Source organism: Streptomyces sp. NPDC091416 (assembly GCF_044756845.1).
In the GTDB taxonomy this organism is placed as follows: domain Bacteria; phylum Actinomycetota; class Actinomycetes; order Streptomycetales; family Streptomycetaceae; genus Streptomyces.
The window spans coordinates 107,559-129,259 of record NZ_JBIVTU010000001.1; the positions used below are offsets into that span (position 1 = coordinate 107,559).

A 21,701-nucleotide genomic window follows, 5' to 3' on the forward strand; every position below is an offset into this window, starting at 1 on the left:
TGTGCATTTCGTTCATAGGTTTTCGGCCAGGCAGACTGTGGAGATGCGCTTCCCCCGTACCCGCCCGCGCAGCCTGGCGGGCCAGCTCTTCGCCATGCAGGTGGTGCTGGTCGCGGCCGTGGTGGCGGGGTGCGCCTTCTTCGCGTACGTCTCCGGCAGCGGCCAGGCCAAGGAGACCGCGACCCGGCAGGTGCGGGCGGCCGCGCTGGCGATCGCCGGATCGCCTTCGGTACGGGAGGCGATCCGCACCCCGGATCCGTCGGCCGTACTGCAGCCGTACGCGGAGCAGGTCCGCAAGGACACCGGGATAGCGTTCGTCACCATCATGGATCCGCACCGGGTCCGCTGGACGCACCCGGACGCCGAGCGGATCGGCGAGAGCTTCCTCGGGCACACGGCGCGGGCCCTGCGCGGCGAGACCTTCTCGGAGACGTACACCGGCACGCTCGGACCCTCGATACGGGTCGTCACGCCGATCCGGGACGGCGGCAGGATCGTCGGCCTCGTCAGTGCGGGCATCACGGTCGAGCGGGTCTCCTCGCAGGTACGGGCCCAGCTGGGCGCGCTGGGGCTGGCGGCGGGCGGGGCGCTGGCGCTCGGCGGGCTCGGCACGTACGTGATCAACGCCCGGCTGCGGCGGCACACCCACGGGATGAACGCCGCCGAGCTGAGCCGGCTGCACGACTACCACGAGGCCACCCTGCACGCGGTGCGCGAGGGCCTGCTGATGCTCGACGGGCAGCGCCGGATCGCCCTGATCAACGACGCGGGCCGCGAACTGCTCGGCCTGGCGCCCGGCACGGTCGGCCGCCGGGTCGCCGAACTCGATCTGCCCGCGCCGCTGACCGGGGCGCTGCTGGCCTCCGAGGAGCGGGTGGACGAGGTGCATCTGACGGCGGACCGGGTGATCGTGGTCAACACCCGCCCGGTGGTGGGCGGGGAGCGGCGCGGCACCGTCGTGACCCTGCGCGATCACACGGAACTCCAGGCGCTGTCCGGCGAGCTGGACTCGGAGCGCGGGTTCACCCAGGCCCTGCGCTCGCAGGCGCACGAGGCGGCGAACCGGCTGCACACCGTGGTCTCGCTGATCGAGCTGGGCCGTGAGGAGGAGGCGGTCGGCTTCGCCACGGCGGAACTGGAGCTGGCCCAGGCCCTCACCGACCGGGTCGTGGGCGCGGTCGGCGAACCGGTGCTGGCGGCCCTGCTGCTCGGCAAGGCCGCGCAGGCGAACGAGCGCGGGGTCGAACTGGTGCTGGCGGACGACAGCCTGATCGACGACGGGGCCCTGCCCGCGACGCTGCCGCAGCGCGATCTGGTGACCATCCTGGGCAATCTGATCGACAACGCGGTGGACGCGGCGTCGGAGGCGGTGACGGGCCCCGGCGGGGGCGGCGTGCCCGCCCAGCGCACGGGCCCGCGCCCGGCCCGCGCCCGGGTCACGGTCACCGCGCTCGCCGACGACGGGGAGCTCCTGCTGCGCGTCGCCGACAACGGGGCCGGCGTCGGACCGGACGACGCCGCGGAGGTGTTCCGCCGCGGCTGGTCGACGCACGGCGCGGGCCGCGGTCTCGGCCTGGCGCTCGTCCGGCAGGCCGCGCACCGCAACGGTGGCACGGTGGTCCTGGAACAGGGCCCGGACGGCGGCGCCGAGTTCACGGTACGGCTGCCGCTCGCGCAGGGCAGCGGTGCGCGGAAGGAGAGGACCCCGTGATCCAGGTACTGGTCGTCGAGGACGATCCCGTGGCCGCCGACGCCCATCAGCTGTACGTGAACCGTGTGCGGGGCTTCTCCGTGGCGGCCGTCGCGCACACCCGGGCCGAGGCGGTACGGGCCCTGGACCGCGTCCCGGTCGACCTGCTGCTCCTCGACCTGTACCTGCCCGACGGACACGGGCTGCAGCTGCTGCGTGCGCTGCGCGCGGCCGGGCACGGGGCGGATGTGATCGCGGTGACCTCGGCCCGCGATCTGGCCGTGGTCCGCGAGGGCGTGTCGCTGGGCGTCGTCCAGTACGTCCTGAAGCCCTTCACCTTCGCCACGTTGCGCGACCGGCTCGTGCGTTACGCCGAGTTCCGCGCGGCGGCCGGCGAGGCGAGCGGCCAGGACGAGGTGGACCGTGCGCTGGCCACCCTGCGCACGCCGCAGCCCGCCCGCCTGCCCAAGGGCCTCAGCAGCCCGACCCTGGAGGCCGTGACGCGCGTGCTGCGGGCGGCCCCGGACGGCGTGACGGCGGCGGCGGCCGGCGTGGAGCTGGGCATCTCGCGCATCACGGCCCGCCGTTACCTGGAACACCTGGTGACGGCGGGCCGGGCGGTCCGCAGTCCCCAGTACGGACAGATCGGACGCCCGGAACTGCACTACCGGTGGCTGGCCGAGGAACGCTGAGCGCGCCCCCCGGCCGTCTGGAGGTTCCTATGAGCTGTGGTCATCGTGTGAACACACCGTGGTCATACCGCCTCTGACCTCCTACGGTGGGGCCGTGCACCCCACCCCGCCTTTCAACGCCCCCGCCGCGCGCAGACTGCGCGAGGCCCTGGGGATGGCTCCCGGCCATGTCGCCTACGGCCTCGGCGCCCAGTACGGCCTTCGCATCAGCGCCGAGACGGTCGCGGCCTGGGAGCGCGGACTGGCCTGGCCGTCCGAGTACAAACTCACGGCGCTGGCGGGCGTGTTGTGGTGTGCGCCGGGCGAACTCCTCACGGCCGCCCGGACCCTGCGTGAGCACCGGGTCGCCCGGGAGATGACCCCGGAGGAGCTGGCTGGACAGCTCGGGATGTCCGCGTCCGCGTATCTGCGGATGGAGGAGTCGGGCAAGTGGCGGGGCAACGAGCGCCAGTCCGCCGCCCTCAGCGAGGCTCTGGAGCTCAACCCGGCCGCGTTCGTGACGGTCTCCGGACGCGACGAGGAACTGGCGGAGCTGCTGCGCAGCGCGGTGAAGACCCGCTGGCAGGCGTACGTCAGGCCGGTGGCGAAGCTCGCGCCCCTGGACCGCCCGCTGATCCAGGGCTCGCTGGAGCGGCTGCACTCGGACTACCAGGCGCTGATGGTGTCCACGCTCAGCTGGAGCAGTACGGGAACGGAGCCGTCGGGCGCCACCGGGGACGCCGGGCGGGCGTATCTCGTGGGAATCGTGGACCGGTTCTGGGAGACGGCAAAGGCGTAGTGTCTTCCGTCCTGCGAGTCCCCCGTGCCGTCAGTGGACGCGCCTGGCCAGCACCTGTCCCGGCCAGGCACCGGACAGGAAGCTCTCCGTGGCCGTGAAGCCGTTGCGCTCGTAGTACGCGACCAGTTCGCCTCCGCCGCCCGCCCAGCAGTCGACCCGCAGGAGGTCCACGCCGGCCCGCCGGGTCTCCTCCGCGGCGTGGTCCAGCAGGACCGACCCGATGCCCAGACCGGCGCGCTCCCGGTCGGTCACCAGCAGCCGGACATACCGCTCCGGCACCTCGGCCGGCGCGATCGGCATCTGCGGGCTGGGGCCGGTGTCCAGGACCAGAGCTCCGGCAGTCGTACCGTCCAGCTCCGCGATGTACGAGGCGTTCTCGGTCGTGTACCGCTGAATCCGTTCGGTCCCGCCGGGTATCCGGGAGTACGGCGTCGTACCCCATTGCTCGGTGTTGCCTCGGGCGTTCATCCAGGCCACCGCGGCGTCGAGCATGCCGAGAACGGCCGGTGCGTCGGCCGGGCCTCCCGGCCTGATCCGTAGGTCGTGCGCGTTGAGGGTCACGGCGGGATTCTAGGGAGGCGAACCACTGGGGCGGAACGCCGTGGCGGCGACGGGGAACGGACGGGCCCCGGCCGTCCAGGTGGACGGCCGGGGCCGGTTCGGCATCTTCTTCCCGGTGCGCTCCCGGGACGCGGCGGTCAGAAGACCGACTCGGCCTCGTGCATCCGGGCCACCGGCACCGTCTTGAGCCGGGTGACCGCGTCGGCCAGCGGCACCATCTCGATGTCGTTGCCGCGCAGAGCCGTCATCCGCCCGAAGTCGCCGCGGTGCGCCGCCTCCACCGCGTGCCAGCCGAAGCGCGTGGCGAGCACCCTGTCGTACGCGGTCGGGGTGCCGCCGCGCTGGACGTGGCCGAGGATGACCGGCCGGGCCTCCTTGCCGAGCCGGGTCTCCAGCTCGACGGCCAGGCGGTTGCCGATGCCCTGGAAGCGCTCGTGGCCGAACTGGTCGATCTCGCCCTTGGCGTACGGCATGGAGCCCTCGGCCGGGTGCGCGCCCTCGGCGACACAGATGACCGCGAACTTCTTGCCGCGCGCGAAGCGCTCCTCGACCATCTTGACCAGGTCCTCGACCTGGAACCGCCGCTCGGGCAGGCAGATGCCGTGGGCGCCGCCGGCCATGCCGGACTCCAGCGCGATCCAGCCCGCGTGGCGGCCCATCACCTCGACGACCATGACGCGCTGGTGGGACTCCGCCGTGGTCTTCAGGCGGTCTATGGCCTCGGTCGCGACGCCCACCGCGGTGTCGAAGCCGAAGGTGCGGTCGGTGGCCGAGATGTCGTTGTCGATGGTCTTCGGGACGCCGACGACGGGCATGCCCGCGTCGGACAGCATCCGGGCGGCCGTGAGCGTGCCCTCGCCGCCGATCGGGATCAGTGCGTCCATGCCGTAACGACGGCTCAGCTCGGCGCAGTTCTCCGCGGCTTCGCGCAGCCGGTCGCGCTCCAGGCGGGCGGAGCCGAGGATGGTGCCGCCGCGGGCGAGGATGCCGCTCACCGCATTGAGGTCGAGAGGGCGGAAGTGACCGTCGAGGAGGCCCTTGAAGCCGTCCTCGAAGCCGATGACCTCATCGCCGTGACCCACCACGGCACGGTGCACGACCGACCGGATCACTGCGTTCAGGCCTGGGCAGTCGCCGCCTGCGGTGAGAACTCCGATGCGCATCGTGCTGTATCTCCTGTTCGCTGAAACCCTCATCCGCCGGCCGGCCCTGGGGCCGTCCTGTGGTGTGCGGGCCGGGGCAACGGCCTCATCCCCCGTACCGTGAGTCACGAGGATTGTCCCACGTCAGGTCCGTACCTCGCGCTTTCGGCTGCTCCACGGGCGGCCGGCAAGGCTGCGGCGGTGGCTACGACGGCTGCGACCAGGGACTTTCGTCCGGCGGGCGGCCTCTCGGTCCCCGCAGGTATCGTCAAACGGGCGATACCACCGGAACCGGACAACATACCGGACAAGAGATGACGGGAGAGCACGCGTGACGCGCAGCGTGTACGTGACCGGGATCGACCGGGGAGACGGCCGTCAGGTCGTCGATCTGGGAGTCATGGAGCTCCTGACGCGTCAGGTGGACCGGGTCGGGGTGTTCCGGCCCCTGGTCCACGACGACCCCGACCGGCTGTTCGAGCTGCTGCGGGCCCGCTACCGGCTCTCCCAGGACCCGGGGACCGTCTACGGCCTCGACTACCACCAGGCCTCCGCGATCCAGGCGGAGCAGGGTACCGACGAACTGGTCTCCCGGCTCGTCGAACGCTTCCACCGGGTGGCCGCGGACTACGAGGTGGTCCTCGTCCTCGGCACCGACTTCGCCGCCACCCAGCTCCCCGACGAGCTGGCGCTGAACGCCCGCCTCGCCAACGAGTTCGGCGCCTCCGTGATCGCGGTGGTCGGCGGGCAGGACCAGGACGCGGAGTCCGTGCGGGCCGAGACCCGCAACGCGTACCGCGCGTACGCGGGTCTGGGCTGCGACGTGCTGGCGATGATCGTGAACCGGGTGGCCTCCGCGGACCGCGACGTCATCGCGGAACGGCTCTCGGCCACGCTGCCGGTGCCGTGTTCCGTACTGCCGGACGACCCGGCGCTCTCCGCGCCGACGGTCGCGCAGATCACCGCGGCACTGGACGGCACGGTGCTGCTCGGCGACGACGCGGGGCTGGCGCGGGACGCGCTGGACTTCGTGTTCGGCGGCGCGATGCTGCCGAACCTGCTGAAGGCGCTGACGCCGGGCTGCATGGTGGTGACGCCCGGGGACCGCTCGGACCTGGTGGTCGGCTCGCTCGCCGCGCACAGCGCCGGGACGCCACCCATCGCGGGCGTGCTGCTGACGCTGAACGAGCGGCCGGGCGAGGAGATACTCAAGCTGGCCGCGCGTCTCGCACCCGGCACCCCGGTCGTCTCGGTGGCCGGCGGCTCCTTCCCCACGGCCGGGGAGCTCTTCGCCCTGGAGGGCAAGCTGAACGCGGCGACGCCGCGCAAGGCGGAGACGGCCCTGGGCCTCTTCGAGCGGCATGTCGACACCGCGGCCCTCCTGGACCGGATCTCGGTCGCCCGCAGCGGCCGGGTCACGCCGATGATGTTCGAGCACGAACTCCTGGAACAGGCCCGCGCGGACCGGCGCCGGGTGGTGCTGCCGGAGGGCACCGAGGAACGGGTGCTGCGCGCCGCCGACGTACTGATGCGGCGCGACGTCTGCGACCTCACCCTGCTGGGCGACCCCGACGTCATCCGCAAGAAGGCCGCCGACCTCGGCATCGACCTGGCCGGCACCCAGCTGATCGACCCGCAGACCTCCGAACTGCGCCAGGCCTTCGCCGAGCGGTACGCGCAGCTGCGCGCCCATCGCGGCGTGACGGTCGAGCTCGCGTACGACGTCGTCTCGGACGTCAACTACTTCGGCACCCTGATGGTCCAGGAGGGACTCGCGGACGGCATGGTCTCCGGTGCCGTCCACTCGACGGCGGCGACGATCCGCCCGGCGTTCGAGATCATCAAGACCAAGCCGGACGCGTCGATCGTCTCGTCGGTCTTCTTCATGTGCCTCGCCGACAAGGTGCTGGTGTACGGCGACTGCGCGGTCAACCCGGACCCGGACGCGGAGCAGCTCGCGGACATCGCCGTGCAGTCCGCGGTCACCGCCGCCCGCTTCGGCGTGGAACCCCGGATCGCGATGCTCTCGTACTCGACGGGCACGTCGGGGTCGGGCGCCGACGTCGACAAGGTCCGCGAGGCGACGGACCGGGTGCGCGCGAGCCGCCCGGACCTGATGATCGAGGGCCCGATCCAGTACGACGCCGCGGTGGAGCCGAGCGTCGCCGCGACGAAGCTGCCCGGCTCCGAGGTGGCGGGCCAGGCGACGGTGCTGATCTTCCCGGACCTGAACACCGGCAACAACACGTACAAGGCCGTGCAGCGCTCGGCGGGCGCCGTGGCCGTCGGCCCGGTCCTCCAGGGGCTGCGCAAGCCCGTCAACGACCTGTCCCGGGGCGCGCTGGTCCAGGACATCGTCAATACCGTGGCCATCACGGCGATCCAGGCACAGGGCGAGGAGCGACCCGCATGACCACCCCGAACACCGCAGCCACCACCCCCGGAGCGAGCCGGGTGCTCGTCCTCAACTCCGGCTCCTCCTCCGTGAAGTACCAGCTCCTCGACATGCGCGACCACACCCGGCTCGCGTCCGGGCTGGTCGAGCGGATCGGCGAGGAGACGTCACGCCTCGTCCACACCCCGCTGACCGGCGGCGAGAGCCGTGAGCGCACCGGCCGGATCGCCGACCACGAGGCGGCGCTCAAGGCGGCCGCCGAGGAGCTGGCCGCCGACGGGCTCGGGCTGGACTCCCCCGAACTGGCGGCGATCGGCCACCGGGTGGTGCACGGCGGGCTGCGGTTCACCGAGCCGACCGTGATCACGGACGAGGTGCTGAAGGAGATCGAGCGCCTGGTGCCGGTGGCGCCGCTGCACAACCCGGCGAACATCACCGGTATCCGTACGGCCCGGGCGCTGCGCCCCGATCTGCCGCAGGTGGCGGTCTTCGACACCGCGTTCCACACGACGATGCCGGAGTACGCGGCGCGGTACGCGATCGACGTGGAGACGGCGGACGCCCACCGGATCCGCCGGTACGGGTTCCACGGCACCTCGCACGCGTACGTCTCCCGCAAGGCGGCCGAGCTGCTGGGCAGCGCACCCGAGGACGTCAACGTCATCGTGCTGCACCTGGGCAACGGCGCGTCCGCCTCGGCGGTGGCGGGCGGCCGGTGCGTGGAGACCTCGATGGGACTGACCCCCTTGGAAGGGCTGGTCATGGGTACGCGTTCCGGAGACATCGATCCGGCGGTCACCTTCCACCTCAAGCGGGTGGCGGGCATGTCGGCCGACGAGATCGATGAACTCCTCAACAAGAAGAGCGGTCTGGTCGGCCTCTGCGGCGACAACGACATGCGGGAGATCAGGCGCCGGGTCGACGAGGGCGACGAGCGTGCGGCGCTCGCCTTCGACATCTACGTGCACCGGCTGAAGAAGTACATCGGCGCCTATTCGGCGGTCCTCAGCCGGGTGGACGCCGTGGTGTTCACGGCGGGGGTCGGCGAGAACTCGGCTCCCGTACGCGAGGCTGCCATCGCGGGACTGGAGGAACTCGGCCTCGTGGTGGACGCGGATCTCAACGCCGTACGGTCCGGCGAACCCCGGCTGATCTCGCCGGACTACGCACGGGTCGCGGTCGCCGTGGTGCCGACGGACGAGGAACTGGAGATCGCCGGCCAGACCTTCGCACTGGTCGACAACTGAGCACCCCCGCGCCCCTTTGTATCTTCCGCCAGACGGAATATTCCGCAGCGAAACAAACCGATAGGATCCGCCTCATGCGCCGTTCCAAAATCGTCTGCACCCTCGGTCCCGCCGTCGACTCCCATGAGCAGCTCGTCGCTCTGATCGAGGCCGGCATGAGCGTGGCCCGATTCAACTTCAGTCACGGCTCCCACGCGGAGCACCAGGGTCGTTACGACCGGGTCCGCAAGGCCGCCGCCGAGACCGGGCGGGCGGTCGGCGTGCTCGCCGACCTCCAGGGCCCGAAGATCCGCCTCGCGAAGTTCGCCGAGGGCCCGGTCGAGCTGGTCCGCGGGGACGAGTTCGTCATCACCGCAGAGGACGTCCCCGGGGACAAGTCGATCTGCGGCACGACCTACAAGGGCCTGCCGGGCGACGTCGCCAAGGGCGACCCGATCCTCATCAACGACGGCAACGTCGAGCTGAAGGTCGTCTCCGTGGACGGCCCCCGCGTCCACACCATCGTCATCGAGGGCGGGGTGATCTCCGACCACAAGGGGATCAACCTGCCGGGTGCGGCGGTCAACGTCCCGGCCCTGTCCGAGAAGGACATCGACGACCTGCGCTTCGCCCTGAAGATGGGCTGCGACCTGGTCGCGCTCTCCTTCGTGCGGGACGCGAGCGACGTCAAGGACGTCCACAAGGTCATGGACGAGGAGGGCCGCCGGGTCCCCGTCATCGCCAAGGTCGAGAAGCCGCAGGCCGTCGAGAACATGGAGGGCGTCGTCGCGGCGTTCGACGGTGTGATGGTCGCCCGTGGCGACCTCGCCGTCGAGTACCCGCTGGAGAAGGTCCCGATGGTGCAGAAGCGCCTGGTGGAGCTCTGCCGGCGCAACGCCAAGCCGGTGATCGTGGCGACCCAGATGATGGAGTCGATGATCACCAACTCGCGCCCGACCCGCGCCGAGGCGTCCGACGTCGCCAACGCGATCCTGGACGGCGCGGACGCGGTCATGCTGTCCGCGGAGTCCTCGGTCGGCGCGTACCCGATCGAGACGGTCAAGACGATGTCGAAGATCGTCGTCGCCGCCGAGGAGGAGCTGCTCTCCAAGGGCCTCCAGCCGCTGGTGCCGGGCAAGAAGCCCCGCACCCAGGGCGGTTCGGTGGCCCGCGCGGCCTGCGAGATCGCGGACTTCCTGAACGGTGAGGCCCTGGTCGCCTTCACCAAGTCCGGCGACACCGCCCGCCGCCTCTCCCGCTATCGCGCCGCGCAGCCCATCCTCGCCTTCACCACGGACGAGTCGACCCGCAACCAGCTGGCCCTCAGCTGGGGCGTCGAGGCCCACGTGGTCCCGCACGTGGACAACACGGACGCGATGGTGGAGCTGGTCGACGCGGAGCTGCTGAAGCTGAACCGCTACAGCAACGGCGACACGATGGTCATCACGGCCGGCTCGCCTCCCGGCATCCCCGGCACGACCAACATGGTGCGCGTGCACCACGTGGGCGGCCAGAGCCGCGACTGACGGCGTCCGCCTCGGACATGACTGTGGGCCGCACCCCCGAGGGGGTGCGGCCCACAGCCGTTGTGCGGCTCCCGGACGGGTCAGGGGTGCTTCAGGCGCCGTCCTGGGTGAAGTAGTTCTGCAGACCGGGCACCGTCAGCGTCCCGCCGAACTGGCCCGCCTGCTTGAGCTTCACGTTGGTGAAGAACGCGAACGGCACGTTCAGCGGCGGCGGGGTCTCCGGGCTGAAGGTGATCGGGATGAGGCCGAAGAGGTTGCCCTTCAGCTCGTCCGTGTACATCGTCACCTCGCCGTCGCGGATGGTGGACGTGGAGCCCTTCCGCGCCTTCACGTGGCCCGTCACGCCCGGCTGCGGGCCGACGGTCAGCTGGTGGAGGTCCTTGATGTCGATGGAGGAGGCGGTGAACTTCAGCACCTTCTTCGTACTGCCGTCGCCCTTCTCCACCTCGACGATGCCCTTGTAGTCGAGCCCGACCAGGGTGAGCAGCGAGCTCTCCAGGACCCACGGTTCGTTCGGGAGGCGGGGGATGCCCTGCTCCAGATCGGCCGCGGCCAGGGCCTCGGGGTCGGCGGTCGGGCACGGGAAGGAGGGCTTGGCGCCGTCCGGGATGTCCTCGTCCGCCTTCGGGTCCAGACCCTTGACGTCCTCTTCGAGCTCCTCGACCGGCTTGCCGGCCTTGTCGGCCGCGTCACGGATGGCGTCGGCGGTCTTGTCGACCGTGTCCTTCGCCGCGTCCGTGGCCTTCTCGACGGGCTTGTCGGCGGCCTTCTCCGTGGGCTCCGCGGTAGCGGACTTCGAGGGCTCCGGGGTCGCCGTGGTGGGGCTGGGGGACGGGCTCGCCGTCTCCTTGTCCGGTCCGTCGAAGAGGTCCTTGAGCTTGTCGCCCCAGCCCAGCGGGTCGAGCGGGTTCGTCGACTTCGTGGCGGTGGGGCTCGGGCTCGCCGTCGCGGCCGGGGCGTCGGCGCTCTTCTTGGCCGTGCCGGCCGTCGTGTCGTCCGTCGCGCTCGCCGACGGAGTGGCCGTGGGCTCCGGGGTCGCCCCGTCGCTCTTGTCCGGCGCCGGCTTGCTGCTCTCGGAGGCCGACGGGGAGGGCGTCTTCGATGCCGAGGGCGACGGATCCGCCGACTCGCTCGGCTCGTCGGAGCGGGTCACGCAGGGGCCGGGCGCGAACGGGATGTCGGTGGCGTCGTCGGCCATCGCGAGCTTGGGGGTGAGGCCCATCCCGACGAAGACGGCCGTCGGCATCGCGGCGAGCGCGAACGCCTTCTTGCCCGAGGGCATGTGCAGCTTCGTCAGCAGCGACTTCCTGGGTGCGGCGTGACGCGGCCCTCTTCGCTCGTCGAGCCCGCCCTCGCCCGGTGCGTTCACCTGCCTGTCGTCACCCCGCACGATGCCTCCCGCCGTCGACCTCGACTGTCGTGTCGTACTGCGCCGGCTGCTGCTCGGGGACGCCCATCCCGTGGAGTGCGCCCTCGGGGTGGACCGGGGCGGCCTGCTCGTCCTTGGTGAACGAGATGTTCTCCGGCGTCTGCGCGCCGAGCAGCCCCGGCGCCTGCGCCTCGCCGGCGAGGCCCTGGGCCGGTTCGGCCCCGTCCGGCTTCGGCTCGCCCGGGACCCAGGACACGGAGAGCGCGCCACCGATCAGGGCGAACAGGAAGCCGATGAGGAAGCCGCCGATGTTGGCGACGGGTATGGAGATCAGGGCCAGCAGGATCGCCGCGACTCCGGCGAACACCCGGACGATGCTGTGGAACCACATCGTCAGGCCCAGCGTGACGAGCAGGACTCCGATGATGAGCGACCCGGCGCCCGCGGTGGTGGACATGGCCAGCGTCACGTTGCCGAGGTGCATGTTCGCGTACGGGAAGTACGCGATGGGTACTCCGCCCAGCATGGTGAACAGGCCCGCCCAGAACGGCCGGTTACCCCGCCACGTACGGAACGTCCGCCGGAAGACGCTGAGGTAGTGCTCGTTCTGCCCTTGGGATTCGGGGCTCATGGAAAACAGCTCCCTGGAACCGGTACTGCTGTGAGAAAGAGAAGGGTGGGTGGCCGGAGAGCGATACGCCCCCGGCCACCCTGGCGGGTGCTTAGTAGCACTCCTTGTCGGTGCCCTTGTGCAGGCTCAGCTTCAGACCGCTGAGGTTGAAGGTGCCGGCCGTCGTGGCCCATGCCTTCTGGCGCACGTCGGTCAGCAGGGCCTCCTCGGCCCGCTGGGAGAACCCGTTCGGGTTGGCCTGGGTGCCAGGCTGGATGCCTATGCTCCCGGGCTTGCCCGTCTTCAGCGAACCGGCAGCCACGCCGATGTCGATGTTCTTGAACTTGGCATCGGCCTCGAGCTGCGACACATCGAGGTAGAGGTCCTTGGCGTAGACACGATCGTGTCCCTTGCCGCCCGCCTCCAGCCTCATGGTGATGGTGCCGAGACCGAACGGCAGGTTCGGCGTGACGACCGACTGGCACATGTCCGTGATGTAGGCCTTGCTGAAGCCCGACACGGCCACGGCGTGACCCTTGCCGTCGACCTTGGGGTCGGCGCCGGATTCAGTGGCCACACTGCCGTACTGGACGAAGTCGTAGCCTTCGAGCTCGCCCGCCTTGACCTTGAACTCCTGGCCGGACACGCTGAACGACGCGGCGAGCGCGCCCTGTGCCAGACCCACACCGACTGCGGCGGTGGCTATGACGCTCGGCACCATGACGACAGCGAAACGCTTCCATCTCGTGCCACCGCGAACCTGGGAACTCATACTTTTCCTCCTTCTCGGACGTACATCTCCGGCCTGGCATCCTGCCCGACCTGGGATGGGAGAAGTGCTACGTCCTCGGGAAGGAGAGCGCCTGCGGACGGGGCTTGAACCGTGCCCGAATCACCGGCGATCACCCCCGAGCGACAACCACTGGCCACGCGTTCGCGCAACCTGTTTCGGACAGGCCCTGCCGGTCAGCAGGAACCCCCCTGTCCGGAATCGGCGCCACTGCCGCCGATCCGCTCGGTGGGGACCCAACAGAGCCGCCGCACCGACTGGCAGCCGGACTGGCGTTATTGGACCGAGCGTGGCCGATCGTGGTCCATTCGCGGCCGTGACACAAGGGGGTTCGTTACTCACTAGTAACGGCCCGATAACCGACCCACGACCGGGCGGCACCGAGCGGCCACACAGGGTTGCTCCGACCCGGCCGACGAAAGCAGCCATTGGTGAACGAAGCAGGACAGACCGCAAAGATCGATTTACTGCGAGTAACAGGGCGTCCTTTTATCAAGATTTGGTAAAGCGGAGGGCTTCCTTATCGCCTGAACGCGAAAACGGCCGTGACCCCCCACTGGGAGCCACGGCCGTGTTGTCAGATCAGAACAAGACGCGCGCGAGCGCGGTGCGCGCCGCGCCGACGCGCGGATCGTCGGGGCCGATCACCTCCAAGAGCTCCAGGAGGCGGAGCCGTACCCGGTCCCGGTCTTCGCCGAAATTGCGGCGGACCGTCTCGACCAGGCGCCCGAACGCGTCCTCGACATGACCGCCGACCAGATCCAGGTCGGCCGCGGCGATCTGCGCGTCCGCGTCCGCCGGGTTCTCGGCGGCGTCCTTGCGGACCTGCTGCGGGTCCATCGTCTGGACCCGGCCGAGGAGTTCCGCCTGCGCGAGGCCCAACTTGGCCTCACTGTTGGCCGGGTCGTCGGACAGGACGTTCCTGTACGCCTGGACGGCGCCGGCGAAGTCATTGGCGTCCAGCGCCTGCGCGGCCGCCTCAAGGAGCGCGTCGTACGGTCCCGCCGGCACCTCGGGGGCCTCGGCGCCCGCCTCCGGGCCCGCCGCGTCCCGGTCGACCACGATCCCGGTGAGGCCGAACCGCTCCTCGCCGACCTGGATCAGCTGGTCGAGCGTCTCGCGGATCTGGGATTCGGGGGCCGCGCCCTGGAAGAGGGGCAGCGCCTGTCCGGCGACGACGGCGAAGACGGCCGGGATGCCCTGGATCCCGAACTGCTGCATCAGCATCTGGTTGGCGTCGACGTCGACCTTGGCCAGGAGGAACCGGCCGTTGTACTCGAGGGCCAGGCGCTCCAGGAGCGGGCCCAGCTGCTTGCACGGCTCGCACCACTCGGCCCAGAAGTCGATGACGACCGGGACTTCGGCGGAGCGCTGGAGGACGTCGCGCTCGAAGCCCGCCTCATCGACGTCGATCACGAGGGAGGACGGGGGCACGGCCGCGGGCCCGCCCTGCCGGGCGGACTCGGCGCGGGCCTGCTCCGCCTTCACCTTGGCCTCACCGGCCGCCTTCACCGCGGCGAGGTCGACGACGCCGCTCATGGACATGTTCCTAGGCTGCATACGTACATCCTCCCCCCTCGGCACACCGTTCCGGAAAGCGATACGGGAACCGGGTCCGCCCGCTGCCCCCGCCGGTGTGCGAGGTGCACGGACAGACACGGTCCGAGGGCCCCTGAAAGGCCCGGTTCGGCACCCGGTCCCCACCCGGCGCCTGTGGCTGTAGCTCGTTCGCAGCGCCACGACGGCAGGACCGACGTTCTTACGCTACGACCCGTAGCGTAACTGGCCTCCACCCTCGAAGCACAAGAGTGTTCGGTGATCTGTCTCACGGCTGACGGGGTCGGCCGGAACTAGCTACCGACGGGTATGGTCGCGGGATGCTGAGCCACAGCCACCCCAAACCCTCACGAACGGGACGTCCGCGCAGTGCCGCGGCCGACGAGGCGATCCTCGAAGCCACCAGAGCCTCGCTGGTCGACCTCGGCTGGTCGAAGCTGACGATGGGCGATGTGGCGACGCGCGCGGGGGTCGCCAAGACGACCCTGTACCGGCGCTGGGCGGGCAAGAACGAACTGGTCGTGGACGCCGTCGCGGTGCTCTTCGACGAGCTGGAACTGCCGGACCTGGGCAGCCTGTCCGCCGATGTGCAGGCGGTGGTGCTGCAGTTCGCCGCGCTGCTGGAGCGGCCGGAGACCCAGACCGCGCTGATGGCGGTGGTCGCGGAGTCGACGCGCGACGAGGCGCTGCGGACCCGGATCCGCGACTCGATCGTGAACCGGCAGAAGCACCTCGTCCTCCAGGGCCGGCAACGGGCGCAGGAGCGCGGCGAACTGCCCGCCGAACAGGACGAGGCCACGGCGGCGCTGACCGCCGACCTGATCTTCGACGTGATCGCCGGTGCGGTGGTCCACCGGGCACTGGTGAGCGCCGAGCCCGTCGACGAGGACTGGGCCCGGCGCTTCACACTGCTGCTGCTCGCGGGGCTGGGCGCGGCCGCGGCGGGGTAACCGGCCGGGCCGGGACCCGCAGGCCGTCAGAAGCCCGGCGGCTCCGTGTACGTGCCCCACTCGTCGCGCAGCACCCCGCAGATCTCGCCGAGGGTGGCTTCCGCGCGTACGGCGTCGAGCATCGGCGCGATCATGTTGGAGCCGTCGCGGGCGGCGGCCAGCATCGCGTCCAGCGCCGCGGTCACCCGGGCGTCGTCGCGGCCCTCCTTGCGGCCGGCGAGCTCGCGGACCTGCTCGCGCTCGACCTCGTGGCTGACCCGGAGGATCTCCAGGTCGCCGGTGACCGAGCCGTGGGCGACATTGACGCCGACGACGCGCTTCTCGCCCTTCTCCAGCGCCTGCTGGTACTGGAAGGCGGACTCGGCGATCTCGCCGGTGAACCAGCCGTCCTCGATGCCGCGCAGGATGCCGGAGGTCATCGGGCCGATCGGGTGCTGCCCGTCGGGGTGGGCGCGGGTGCCGCGCTCCCGGATCTGGTCGAAGATCTTCTCGGCTTCCGCCTCGATCCGGTCGGTGAGCTGTTCCACGTACCAGGAACCGCCCAGCGGGTCGGCCACGTTGGCGACGCCGGTCTCCTCCATCAGCACCTGCTGGGTGCGCAGCGCGATCTCGGCGGCCTGCGCGGAGGGAAGCGCGAGGGTCTCGTCGAGGGCGTTGGTGTGCAGGGAGTTGGTACCGCCGAGGACGGCGGACAGGGCCTCGACCGCGGTGCGTACGACGTTGTTGTACGGCTGCTGGGCGGTCAGCGAGACACCGGCGGTCTGCGTGTGGAAGCGGAGCCACTGCGCCTTGTCGGTCTTCGCGCCGTACGTCTCCTTCATCCAGCGGGCCCAGATGCGGCGGGCCGCGCGGAACTTGGCGATCTCCTCGAAGAAGTCGAGGTGCGCGTCGAAGAAGAAGGAGAGGCCGGGGGCGAAGGTGTCGACGTCGAGGCCGCGGGACAGGCCGAGCTCCACGTAGCCGAAGCCGTCGGCGAGGGTGTAGGCGAGCTCCTGCGCGGCCGTGGCCCCGGCCTCGCGGATGTGGTAGCCGGAGACGGAGAGCGGCTTGTAGGCGGGGATGTCGCGGGCGCAGTGCTCCATCAGGTCGCCGATGAGGCGCAGGTGGGGCTCGGGCTGGAAGAGCCACTCCTTCTGCGCGATGTACTCCTTGAAGATGTCCGTCTGGAGCGTGCCGTTGAGCACGGCCGGGTCGATGCCCTGGCGCTCGGCGGCGACCAGGTACATGCAGAAGACGGGCACGGCGGGGCCGCTGATCGTCATCGACGTCGTGACGTCGCCGAGCGGGATGTCCTTGAAGAGGACCTCCATGTCGGCGGCGGAGTCGATGGCCACGCCGCAGTGGCCGACCTCGCCGAGCGCGCGGGGGTCGTCGGAGTCCCGGCCCATCAGCGTCGGCATGTCGAAGGCGACGCTCAGGCCGCCACCGCCCGCGGCGAGGATCATCTTGTAGCGCTCGTTGGTCTGCTCGGCGTTGCCGAAGCCGGCGAACTGGCGGATGGTCCAGGTGCGGCCGCGGTACCCGGTCGGGTGCAGCCCCCGGGTGAAGGGGTACTCGCCGGGCCAGCCGATCCGCTCGAAGCCCTCGTACGCGTCCCCGGGGCGGGGGCCGTACACGGGCTCGACCGGGTCCCCGGAGAGCGTGGTGAAGTCCGCGTCACGCTTGCGGGCCTTGTCGTAACGGGCCTGCCAGCGCTGGCGGCCTTCCTCGATCGCGTCTGCGTCCATGCCACCAATTTACTAGGACGTCCTAGTAAATGTCGATGACAAACCGCCCGGTGCTCGGCACGGGGCGGTTCGGGTGGGACGGTCAGGCGTTCGCGGGGGCCGCGGGGGCCGCGTCCGCGAGCAGCGGCTCGACCTCGCGGACGACCTTGCGCTCGACGAAGAACGCGGCCGTCGGGATCGTGCCGGAGAGCAGCACCCAGGCCAGCTTGCCCATCGGCCACTTCGCCTTGGAGCCCAGGTCGAAGGCGAAGATCAGGTAGATGATGTACAGCACGCCGTGGATCTGGGAGACGACGAGGGTCAGGCCCTCGCCCTTGTCGAAGCCGTATTTGAAGATCATGCAGACGCAGAGGATCAGCAACATGACGGCGGTGACGTAAGCCATCACCCGATAGCGGGTCAGCACACTGCGTTTCATGCCATCGAGCGTAACCGGCCGCCCGGGGCGATCTTGCAGCGGGCCCGGGGCCGGAACGCCGTCTCTCAGATCTCCTCGAAGTCCTGCGCGGCGACGCGCAGCGGACGCAGCAGCGCGAAGATCTCCGCGCACTCCTCGGCGTCGTATACACCGAGTCCGAACTCCATCGCGACCAGGTCCCGGGTCGCGGACTCGACGACCTCGCGGCCCTTGTCGGTGATGGAGGCGAGCGTCCCGCGGCCGTCGTTGGGGTTGGGGCGCTTGTCGACGAGACCGGAGCGCACCAGCCGGTCCACGGTGTTCGTGACCGAGGTCGGGTGGACCATGAGCCGCTCGCCGATCTTGGACATCGGCAGTTCGCCGGCCTTGGAGAAGGTGAGCAGCACCAGCGCCTCGTACCGCGCGAAGGTCAGTCCGTACGGTTTGACGACCGCGTCGACCTCGGCGAGCAGGATCTGCTGCGCCCGCATGATCGAGGTGATCGCCCCCATGGAGGGCACCGGGCCCCAGCGCTGCTGCCAGAGCTCGTCGGCGCGGGCGATGGGATCGAAGGGGAGACTGAGGGGCTTCGGCACGGCCACGACCTTACCCATGAGGAACTTTCCGCTGCTCCCTGTCTCGAACTTCGGTCCGAATCCCGAATGGGGTGGGGATGCGCGAAGCCCCCGGCCGCGTGTGCGGCGGGGGGCTCCGTACGTACGGGCGGACGCGGCGTCACTCCGCCAGGTACCGCTCCACCGTCTCGACCTTGGAGGTCAGGCCGTCGGTGACACCCGGGCGGATGTCGGCCTTGAGCACGAGCGAGACCCGTCCGGCGCGTGCCTCGACGGCCGCGACGGCGCGCTTGACGACGTCCATGACCTCGTCCCACTCGCCTTCGATGGAGGTGAACATGGCGTCCGTGCGGTTGGGCAGCCCCGACTCGCGGACCACCCGGACCGCGTCGGCGACGTACTCGCCGACGTCCTCGCCGACACCCAGCGGGCTGACCGAGAAGGCGACGATCATGCGCTGACCGTGCCTTCGCGGCGGGCCCGGGCGGCGATGACGCCGTCGGCCTCGTAGCGCTTCAGCACCTTGTCGCCGTACAGGCCGCCGAAGGGCAGGACGCAGAGCAGGAAGAAGAACGCGACGCGCTTGAACGGCCACTTGGTCTTCGACCAGACGTCCAGCAGGAGCACGGTGTAGATCACGAACAGCGCGCCGTGCAGCATGCCGAGCGGCATCATCAGGAAGTCGATGTCGGAGACCCGGCTCAGCACCGAGCCGAAGAGGATCAGCGCCGGGAAGGAGAGCGCCTCGGGAATCGAGATGAGGCGCAGCCGGTGCAGGGCGGTAGCGGTCTTGATGTCCACGGGGGCACCTTCGGTGGGAGGACGGTGACAGCTTGTGAACGCAGGCACAAGCGGCACCCATTGTGGCATCGCCGCCCTCGGCGCCGGGCAGCGGGGCGGTCCGGTATCCGTCCGCTCCGTACGGGATACGTCCCGATTGCGTCCGGGTCCGGTACCGGATGCGTATCAGGGACGGTCCGGGGGGCCGGATCGGGTGACGGGCCCTGTTCCGGCGGCGGCTCCTGCCGCTACCTTCGCCGGGTGGCGATGTTCCGACTCCAAGGCAGCAAGACGCTCGCCGTCGACCTGGCCGGCGACTCAGTCAAGGCGAAGAACGGCTCGATGGTCGCGTACGACGGCCGGATGACGTTCAAGAAGATGACCGGCGGGGGTGAGGGCCTGCGCGGCATGGTGACCCGCCGGCTGACCGGCGAGCAGATGGCCGTGATGGAGGTGACCGGGCAGGGCACCTGCTACTTCGCCGACCGCGCGAGCGAGATCAGTCTCGTCTCGCTGCACGGCGACAAGCTGTACGTCGAAGCGAGCAATCTGCTCTGCACGGACCCCGGTCTGCGCACCGGCACCGTCTTCACCGGGATGCGCGGCAGCGCGTCGGGCAACGGCCTGTTCACCACCACCGTCGAGGGAACCGGGCAGGCGGCGATCATGTCGGACGGCTCGGCCGTGGCCCTGCGGGTCTCCGCGCAGTACCCGCTCTTCGTCGACCCGGGCGCCTACATCGCCCACCAGGGCAACCTCCAGCAGCACTTCCAGTCCGGGGTGAACTTCCGGACGCTGATCGGCGAGGGGTCGGGCGAGTCCTTCCAGATCCGGTTCGAGGGCGAGGGTCTCGTGTACGTCCAGCCCAGCGAGCGGAACACGATCGGGGGCGACGTCTGATGCCGTTCCGCGAGATCAACTCGAAGATGGTCGAGGCGACGGTGATCCCCGGCCAGAAGATGTTCAGCCAGCGCGGAGCGATGCTGGCCTACCGCGGCGAGGTGTCGTTCACGCCGAACATCCAGGGCGGCCAGGGCGGTGTGATGTCGATGATCGGCCGCCGGATGGCGAACGAGGCGACCCCGCTGATGACCGTCGAGGGAAACGGCACGGTGATGTTCGGCCACGGCGGTCACCACATCCAGGTGATCAACCTGACCGGCGACACCCTCTACGTGGAGGCCGACCGGCTGCTGGCCTTCGACGGGACGCTCCAGCAGGGCACGATGTTCATGGGCTCGCAGGGCGGCGTGATGGGCATGGTGCGCGGCCAGGTGAGCGGGCAGGGCCTGTTCACCACGACGCTCAAGGGACACGGCGCGGTGGCGGTCATGGCGCACGGCGGGGTCATCGAGCTGCCGATCGCGCCGGGCCGCGAGGTCCATGTGGACCCCCAGGCGTACGTCGCCCACCACGGCGACGTGACCAACAAGCTCTCCACCGCACTGGGCTGGCGCGAGATGGTGGGGCGCGGTTCCGGCGAGGGGTTCCAGCTGGAGCTGAGCGGCAGTGGTGCGGTGTACGTCCAGGCGTCGGAGGAGAAGCTGTGAACGGGCCCGTGGTGTTCGACCCGATGACCCTGCCGTCGGACGACAACGTCAACGCGTACACCTTCTGCGTGGAGCTCAAGGGGAGCCAGTGGTTCCTGCAGAAGGGCAAGATGATCGCCTACTACGGGCGGATCGAGTTCAACGGCATCGGGCACGGCCGCTTCCAGGGCCTGATCCGTACGAGCTTCCACTCGCCGCTGCACGCGGCGGACTGGGTGGTGGCCGAGGGCAGCGGCAAGATGCTGCTCGCGGACCGGGCCTTCGATGTGAACTCGTACGACCTGGACGACGGGAACCTGACGATCCGGTCCGGCAACCTTCTCGCCTACCAGCCGACGCTGGCGCTGAAGCAGTCGATCGTGCCGGGGTTCCTGACGCTGATCGGTACGGGGAAGTTCGTCGCCGCGTCCAACGGTCCGGTGGTCTTCATGGAGCCGCCCCTGCGGGTCGATCCACAGGCACTGGTCGGCTGGGCGGACTGTCCCTCGCCGTGCCACCACTACGACCACGGCTACATGACGGGCGTGCTCGGCGGGCTGCGGGCGTTCACCGGAATCGGGGGCACCTCGGGCGAGGAGCACCAGTTCGAGTTCGTGGGCGCCGGTACGGTTCTGCTCCAGTCCAGCGAGACGCTGATGGCCGAACAGCCGACGGGGGCCGTGCCTCACCAGGCGGGGGTTCCGGGCGGGGGTCAACCTGGATCCGCCCCCCGCAGGCCCGGTCAGCGCGGGGACTTCCAACATCACTTCGGTTTGTGAGCGGTAGTCTGCGGAATGTGACATCGAACGGCTGCGCCTGGTGCCCCGGGGCAAGCTCTGCCCCGTCGCGGCACCGGCCCGAGGGTGCGTGCCCGGCGTCACACCACCCCAGTTCGTCCGGCTTTCAACTTCTTAGGTAGAATCCATACATGGAGACCGAGACGGCCACCCGCTGGCTGAGCGACGCGGAGCAGTGCGCCTGGCGCACCCACCTGGACGTCGGCAGACTGCTGACGCACCAACTGGAGAAGGACCTCCAACCGTTCGGCCTGACCATGAACGACTACGAGATCCTCGTCAACCTCTCGGAGTCGGACGACCAGCGCATGCGGATGAGCGACCTGGCCGGTGCCACGCTGCAGTCCAAGAGCAGACTCTCCCACCAGATCACCCGCATGGAGAGCGCGGGCCTGGTCCGCCGGGAGAACTGCGAGTCCGACCGCCGGGGACTGTACGCGGTCCTCACCGAGACCGGCGCCGAGACGATGCGCAAGGTCGCGCCGCACCACGTGGCGTCGGTCCGCAAGCACTTCATGGACCTGCTGACGCCCGAGGCCCTGGAGCAGCTGCACGCGGCCCTGACCCCGGTCGCCGACCACCTGCGCGGGCGGCGCGGCAAGCTCTGACC

22 protein-coding genes are annotated in these 21,701 nt (G+C 70.3%); 11 read left to right on the top strand and 11 right to left on the bottom strand.

Annotation, left to right across the window (positions count from 1 at the left end; genetic code table 11):
• Nucleotides 1–43 precede the first annotated feature (43 nt).
• From ACIQMX_RS00245 to ACIQMX_RS00255, 3 genes are all read left to right on the top strand, one after another.
• On the top strand, nt 44–1,711 hold the full coding sequence (locus tag ACIQMX_RS00245; protein ID WP_402474068.1) for an ATP-binding protein: 1,668 nt from the start codon (nt 44–46) through the stop codon (nt 1,709–1,711).
• Nucleotides 1,708–2,382, top strand: coding sequence for a response regulator (locus tag ACIQMX_RS00250; protein WP_402474071.1), 675 nt, complete (start codon nt 1,708–1,710; stop codon nt 2,380–2,382). Before ACIQMX_RS00245 ends, ACIQMX_RS00250 begins: the two co-directional genes overlap by 4 nt.
• A 154-nt stretch (nt 2,383–2,536) precedes the next feature.
• Nucleotides 2,537–3,160, top strand: coding sequence for a helix-turn-helix domain-containing protein (locus tag ACIQMX_RS00255; RefSeq protein ID WP_402475545.1), 624 nt, complete (start codon nt 2,537–2,539; stop codon nt 3,158–3,160).
• 30 nt (nt 3,161–3,190) lie between these two features.
• Here the strand turns inward: ACIQMX_RS00255 and ACIQMX_RS00260 are convergent, their stop codons facing one another.
• Both ACIQMX_RS00260 and ACIQMX_RS00265 read right to left on the bottom strand, forming a co-directional pair.
• A complete protein-coding gene (locus ACIQMX_RS00260; RefSeq protein WP_402475546.1) occupies nt 3,191–3,652 on the bottom strand; it encodes a GNAT family N-acetyltransferase in 462 nt (153 codons plus the stop codon).
• Between the two features lie 206 nt (nt 3,653–3,858).
• Entirely contained in the window at nt 3,859–4,884 is a 1,026-nt protein-coding gene (locus ACIQMX_RS00265; RefSeq protein ID WP_363074464.1) for an ATP-dependent 6-phosphofructokinase, read from the bottom strand.
• A gap of 310 nt (nt 4,885–5,194) precedes the next feature.
• On the opposite strand from ACIQMX_RS00265, the gene pta reads away from it, so the two are divergent.
• From pta to pyk, 3 genes are all read left to right on the top strand, one after another.
• Nucleotides 5,195–7,276 (top strand): phosphate acetyltransferase, encoded by a 2,082-nt coding sequence (gene pta, locus ACIQMX_RS00270; protein ID WP_363074466.1) that lies wholly within the window; start codon nt 5,195–5,197, stop codon nt 7,274–7,276.
• A complete protein-coding gene (locus tag ACIQMX_RS00275; RefSeq protein ID WP_402474075.1) occupies nt 7,273–8,505 on the top strand; it encodes an acetate kinase in 1,233 nt (410 codons plus the stop codon). Before pta ends, ACIQMX_RS00275 begins: the two co-directional genes overlap by 4 nt.
• Before the next feature lie 74 nt (nt 8,506–8,579).
• The gene (gene pyk / locus ACIQMX_RS00280) at nt 8,580–10,010 is read left to right on the top strand and encodes a pyruvate kinase (protein WP_363074470.1); all 1,431 of its coding nucleotides are present in this window, start codon (nt 8,580–8,582) and stop codon (nt 10,008–10,010) included.
• A gap of 91 nt (nt 10,011–10,101) precedes the next feature.
• Here pyk and ACIQMX_RS00285 read toward each other — a convergent pair whose 3' ends face one another.
• The 4 genes from ACIQMX_RS00285 to ACIQMX_RS00300 all read right to left on the bottom strand — a co-directional run bounded on the left by ACIQMX_RS00285 (nt 10,102) and on the right by ACIQMX_RS00300 (nt 14,324).
• Nucleotides 10,102–11,400, bottom strand: a complete 1,299-nt coding sequence (locus ACIQMX_RS00285) for a hypothetical protein (protein ID WP_402474077.1) — start codon at nt 11,398–11,400, stop codon at nt 10,102–10,104.
• Nucleotides 11,390–12,010: a DUF6114 domain-containing protein gene (locus ACIQMX_RS00290; protein ID WP_363074474.1), complete on the bottom strand. Its 621-nt coding sequence runs from the start codon at nt 12,008–12,010 to the stop codon at nt 11,390–11,392. The genes ACIQMX_RS00285 and ACIQMX_RS00290 overlap by 11 nt, the downstream gene beginning before the upstream one ends.
• Before the next feature lie 91 nt (nt 12,011–12,101).
• Nucleotides 12,102–12,761: a DUF6230 family protein gene (locus ACIQMX_RS00295; protein ID WP_363074476.1), complete on the bottom strand. Its 660-nt coding sequence runs from the start codon at nt 12,759–12,761 to the stop codon at nt 12,102–12,104.
• Between the two features lie 600 nt (nt 12,762–13,361).
• Nucleotides 13,362–14,324 carry a tetratricopeptide repeat protein gene (locus ACIQMX_RS00300; protein WP_402475548.1) on the bottom strand — a complete coding sequence of 321 codons (963 nt, stop codon included), beginning with the start codon at nt 14,322–14,324 and terminating at the stop codon, nt 13,362–13,364.
• A gap of 332 nt (nt 14,325–14,656) precedes the next feature.
• Here ACIQMX_RS00300 and ACIQMX_RS00305 point away from each other — a divergent pair, with 332 nt between their 5' ends.
• On the top strand, nt 14,657–15,286 hold the full coding sequence (locus ACIQMX_RS00305) for a TetR/AcrR family transcriptional regulator (protein ID WP_363074480.1): 630 nt from the start codon (nt 14,657–14,659) through the stop codon (nt 15,284–15,286).
• Nucleotides 15,287–15,312: 26 nt separating this feature from the next.
• Here the strand turns inward: ACIQMX_RS00305 and ACIQMX_RS00310 are convergent, their stop codons facing one another.
• From ACIQMX_RS00310 to ACIQMX_RS00330, 5 genes are all read right to left on the bottom strand, one after another.
• Nucleotides 15,313–17,013 (bottom strand): methylmalonyl-CoA mutase family protein, encoded by a 1,701-nt coding sequence (locus ACIQMX_RS00310; RefSeq protein WP_363074482.1) that lies wholly within the window; start codon nt 17,011–17,013, stop codon nt 15,313–15,315.
• Between the two features lie 82 nt (nt 17,014–17,095).
• On the bottom strand, nt 17,096–17,431 hold the full coding sequence (locus ACIQMX_RS00315; RefSeq protein ID WP_148020772.1) for a DUF3817 domain-containing protein: 336 nt from the start codon (nt 17,429–17,431) through the stop codon (nt 17,096–17,098).
• Between the two features lie 65 nt (nt 17,432–17,496).
• Nucleotides 17,497–18,006 carry a MarR family winged helix-turn-helix transcriptional regulator gene (locus ACIQMX_RS00320; RefSeq protein WP_402474080.1) on the bottom strand — a complete coding sequence of 170 codons (510 nt, stop codon included), beginning with the start codon at nt 18,004–18,006 and terminating at the stop codon, nt 17,497–17,499.
• 139 nt (nt 18,007–18,145) lie between these two features.
• On the bottom strand, nt 18,146–18,439 hold the full coding sequence (locus tag ACIQMX_RS00325) for an MTH1187 family thiamine-binding protein (RefSeq protein WP_161212855.1): 294 nt from the start codon (nt 18,437–18,439) through the stop codon (nt 18,146–18,148).
• A complete protein-coding gene (locus tag ACIQMX_RS00330; RefSeq protein ID WP_363074486.1) occupies nt 18,436–18,786 on the bottom strand; it encodes a DUF3817 domain-containing protein in 351 nt (116 codons plus the stop codon). Before ACIQMX_RS00330 ends, ACIQMX_RS00325 begins: the two co-directional genes overlap by 4 nt.
• 246 nt (nt 18,787–19,032) lie before the next feature.
• Between ACIQMX_RS00330 and ACIQMX_RS00335 the strand changes: the two genes are divergently transcribed.
• The 4 genes from ACIQMX_RS00335 (at nt 19,033) to ACIQMX_RS00350 (ending at nt 21,699) form a co-directional block, all read left to right on the top strand.
• Nucleotides 19,033–19,665 (top strand): AIM24 family protein, encoded by a 633-nt coding sequence (locus tag ACIQMX_RS00335; RefSeq protein WP_363074623.1) that lies wholly within the window; start codon nt 19,033–19,035, stop codon nt 19,663–19,665.
• Nucleotides 19,665–20,315, top strand: a complete 651-nt coding sequence (locus ACIQMX_RS00340) for an AIM24 family protein (RefSeq protein WP_363074488.1) — start codon at nt 19,665–19,667, stop codon at nt 20,313–20,315. The genes ACIQMX_RS00335 and ACIQMX_RS00340 overlap by 1 nt, the downstream gene beginning before the upstream one ends.
• Nucleotides 20,312–21,073: an AIM24 family protein gene (locus ACIQMX_RS00345; protein ID WP_363074490.1), complete on the top strand. Its 762-nt coding sequence runs from the start codon at nt 20,312–20,314 to the stop codon at nt 21,071–21,073. Before ACIQMX_RS00340 ends, ACIQMX_RS00345 begins: the two co-directional genes overlap by 4 nt.
• Nucleotides 21,074–21,222: 149 nt before the next feature.
• The gene (locus tag ACIQMX_RS00350) at nt 21,223–21,699 is read left to right on the top strand and encodes a MarR family winged helix-turn-helix transcriptional regulator (RefSeq protein WP_148020767.1); all 477 of its coding nucleotides are present in this window, start codon (nt 21,223–21,225) and stop codon (nt 21,697–21,699) included.
• The last annotated feature ends 2 nt before the right edge of the window (nt 21,700–21,701 follow it).

Coding starts and splice junctions, on each gene's coding strand:
- ACIQMX_RS00245 (WP_402474068.1), top strand. CDS start 44: ATGCGCTTCCCCCGTACCCGCCCGCGCAGCCTGGCGGGCCAGCTCTTC.
- ACIQMX_RS00340 (WP_363074488.1), top strand. CDS start 19,665: ATGCCGTTCCGCGAGATCAACTCGAAGATGGTCGAGGCGACGGTGATC.
- ACIQMX_RS00325 (WP_161212855.1), bottom strand. CDS start 18,439: ATGATCGTCGCCTTCTCGGTCAGCCCGCTGGGTGTCGGCGAGGACGTC.
- ACIQMX_RS00305 (WP_363074480.1), top strand. CDS start 14,657: ATGCTGAGCCACAGCCACCCCAAACCCTCACGAACGGGACGTCCGCGC.
- ACIQMX_RS00295 (WP_363074476.1), bottom strand. CDS start 12,761: ATGAGTTCCCAGGTTCGCGGTGGCACGAGATGGAAGCGTTTCGCTGTC.
- ACIQMX_RS00310 (WP_363074482.1), bottom strand. CDS start 17,013: ATGGACGCAGACGCGATCGAGGAAGGCCGCCAGCGCTGGCAGGCCCGT.
- ACIQMX_RS00275 (WP_402474075.1), top strand. CDS start 7,273: ATGACCACCCCGAACACCGCAGCCACCACCCCCGGAGCGAGCCGGGTG.
- pyk (WP_363074470.1), top strand. CDS start 8,580: ATGCGCCGTTCCAAAATCGTCTGCACCCTCGGTCCCGCCGTCGACTCC.
- ACIQMX_RS00290 (WP_363074474.1), bottom strand. CDS start 12,010: ATGAGCCCCGAATCCCAAGGGCAGAACGAGCACTACCTCAGCGTCTTC.
- ACIQMX_RS00315 (WP_148020772.1), bottom strand. CDS start 17,431: ATGAAACGCAGTGTGCTGACCCGCTATCGGGTGATGGCTTACGTCACC.
- ACIQMX_RS00255 (WP_402475545.1), top strand. CDS start 2,537: ATGGCTCCCGGCCATGTCGCCTACGGCCTCGGCGCCCAGTACGGCCTT.
- ACIQMX_RS00265 (WP_363074464.1), bottom strand. CDS start 4,884: ATGCGCATCGGAGTTCTCACCGCAGGCGGCGACTGCCCAGGCCTGAAC.
- ACIQMX_RS00300 (WP_402475548.1), bottom strand. CDS start 14,324: ATGTCCATGAGCGGCGTCGTCGACCTCGCCGCGGTGAAGGCGGCCGGT.
- ACIQMX_RS00260 (WP_402475546.1), bottom strand. CDS start 3,652: ATGCTCGACGCCGCGGTGGCCTGGATGAACGCCCGAGGCAACACCGAG.
- ACIQMX_RS00350 (WP_148020767.1), top strand. CDS start 21,223: ATGGAGACCGAGACGGCCACCCGCTGGCTGAGCGACGCGGAGCAGTGC.
- ACIQMX_RS00335 (WP_363074623.1), top strand. CDS start 19,033: ATGTTCCGACTCCAAGGCAGCAAGACGCTCGCCGTCGACCTGGCCGGC.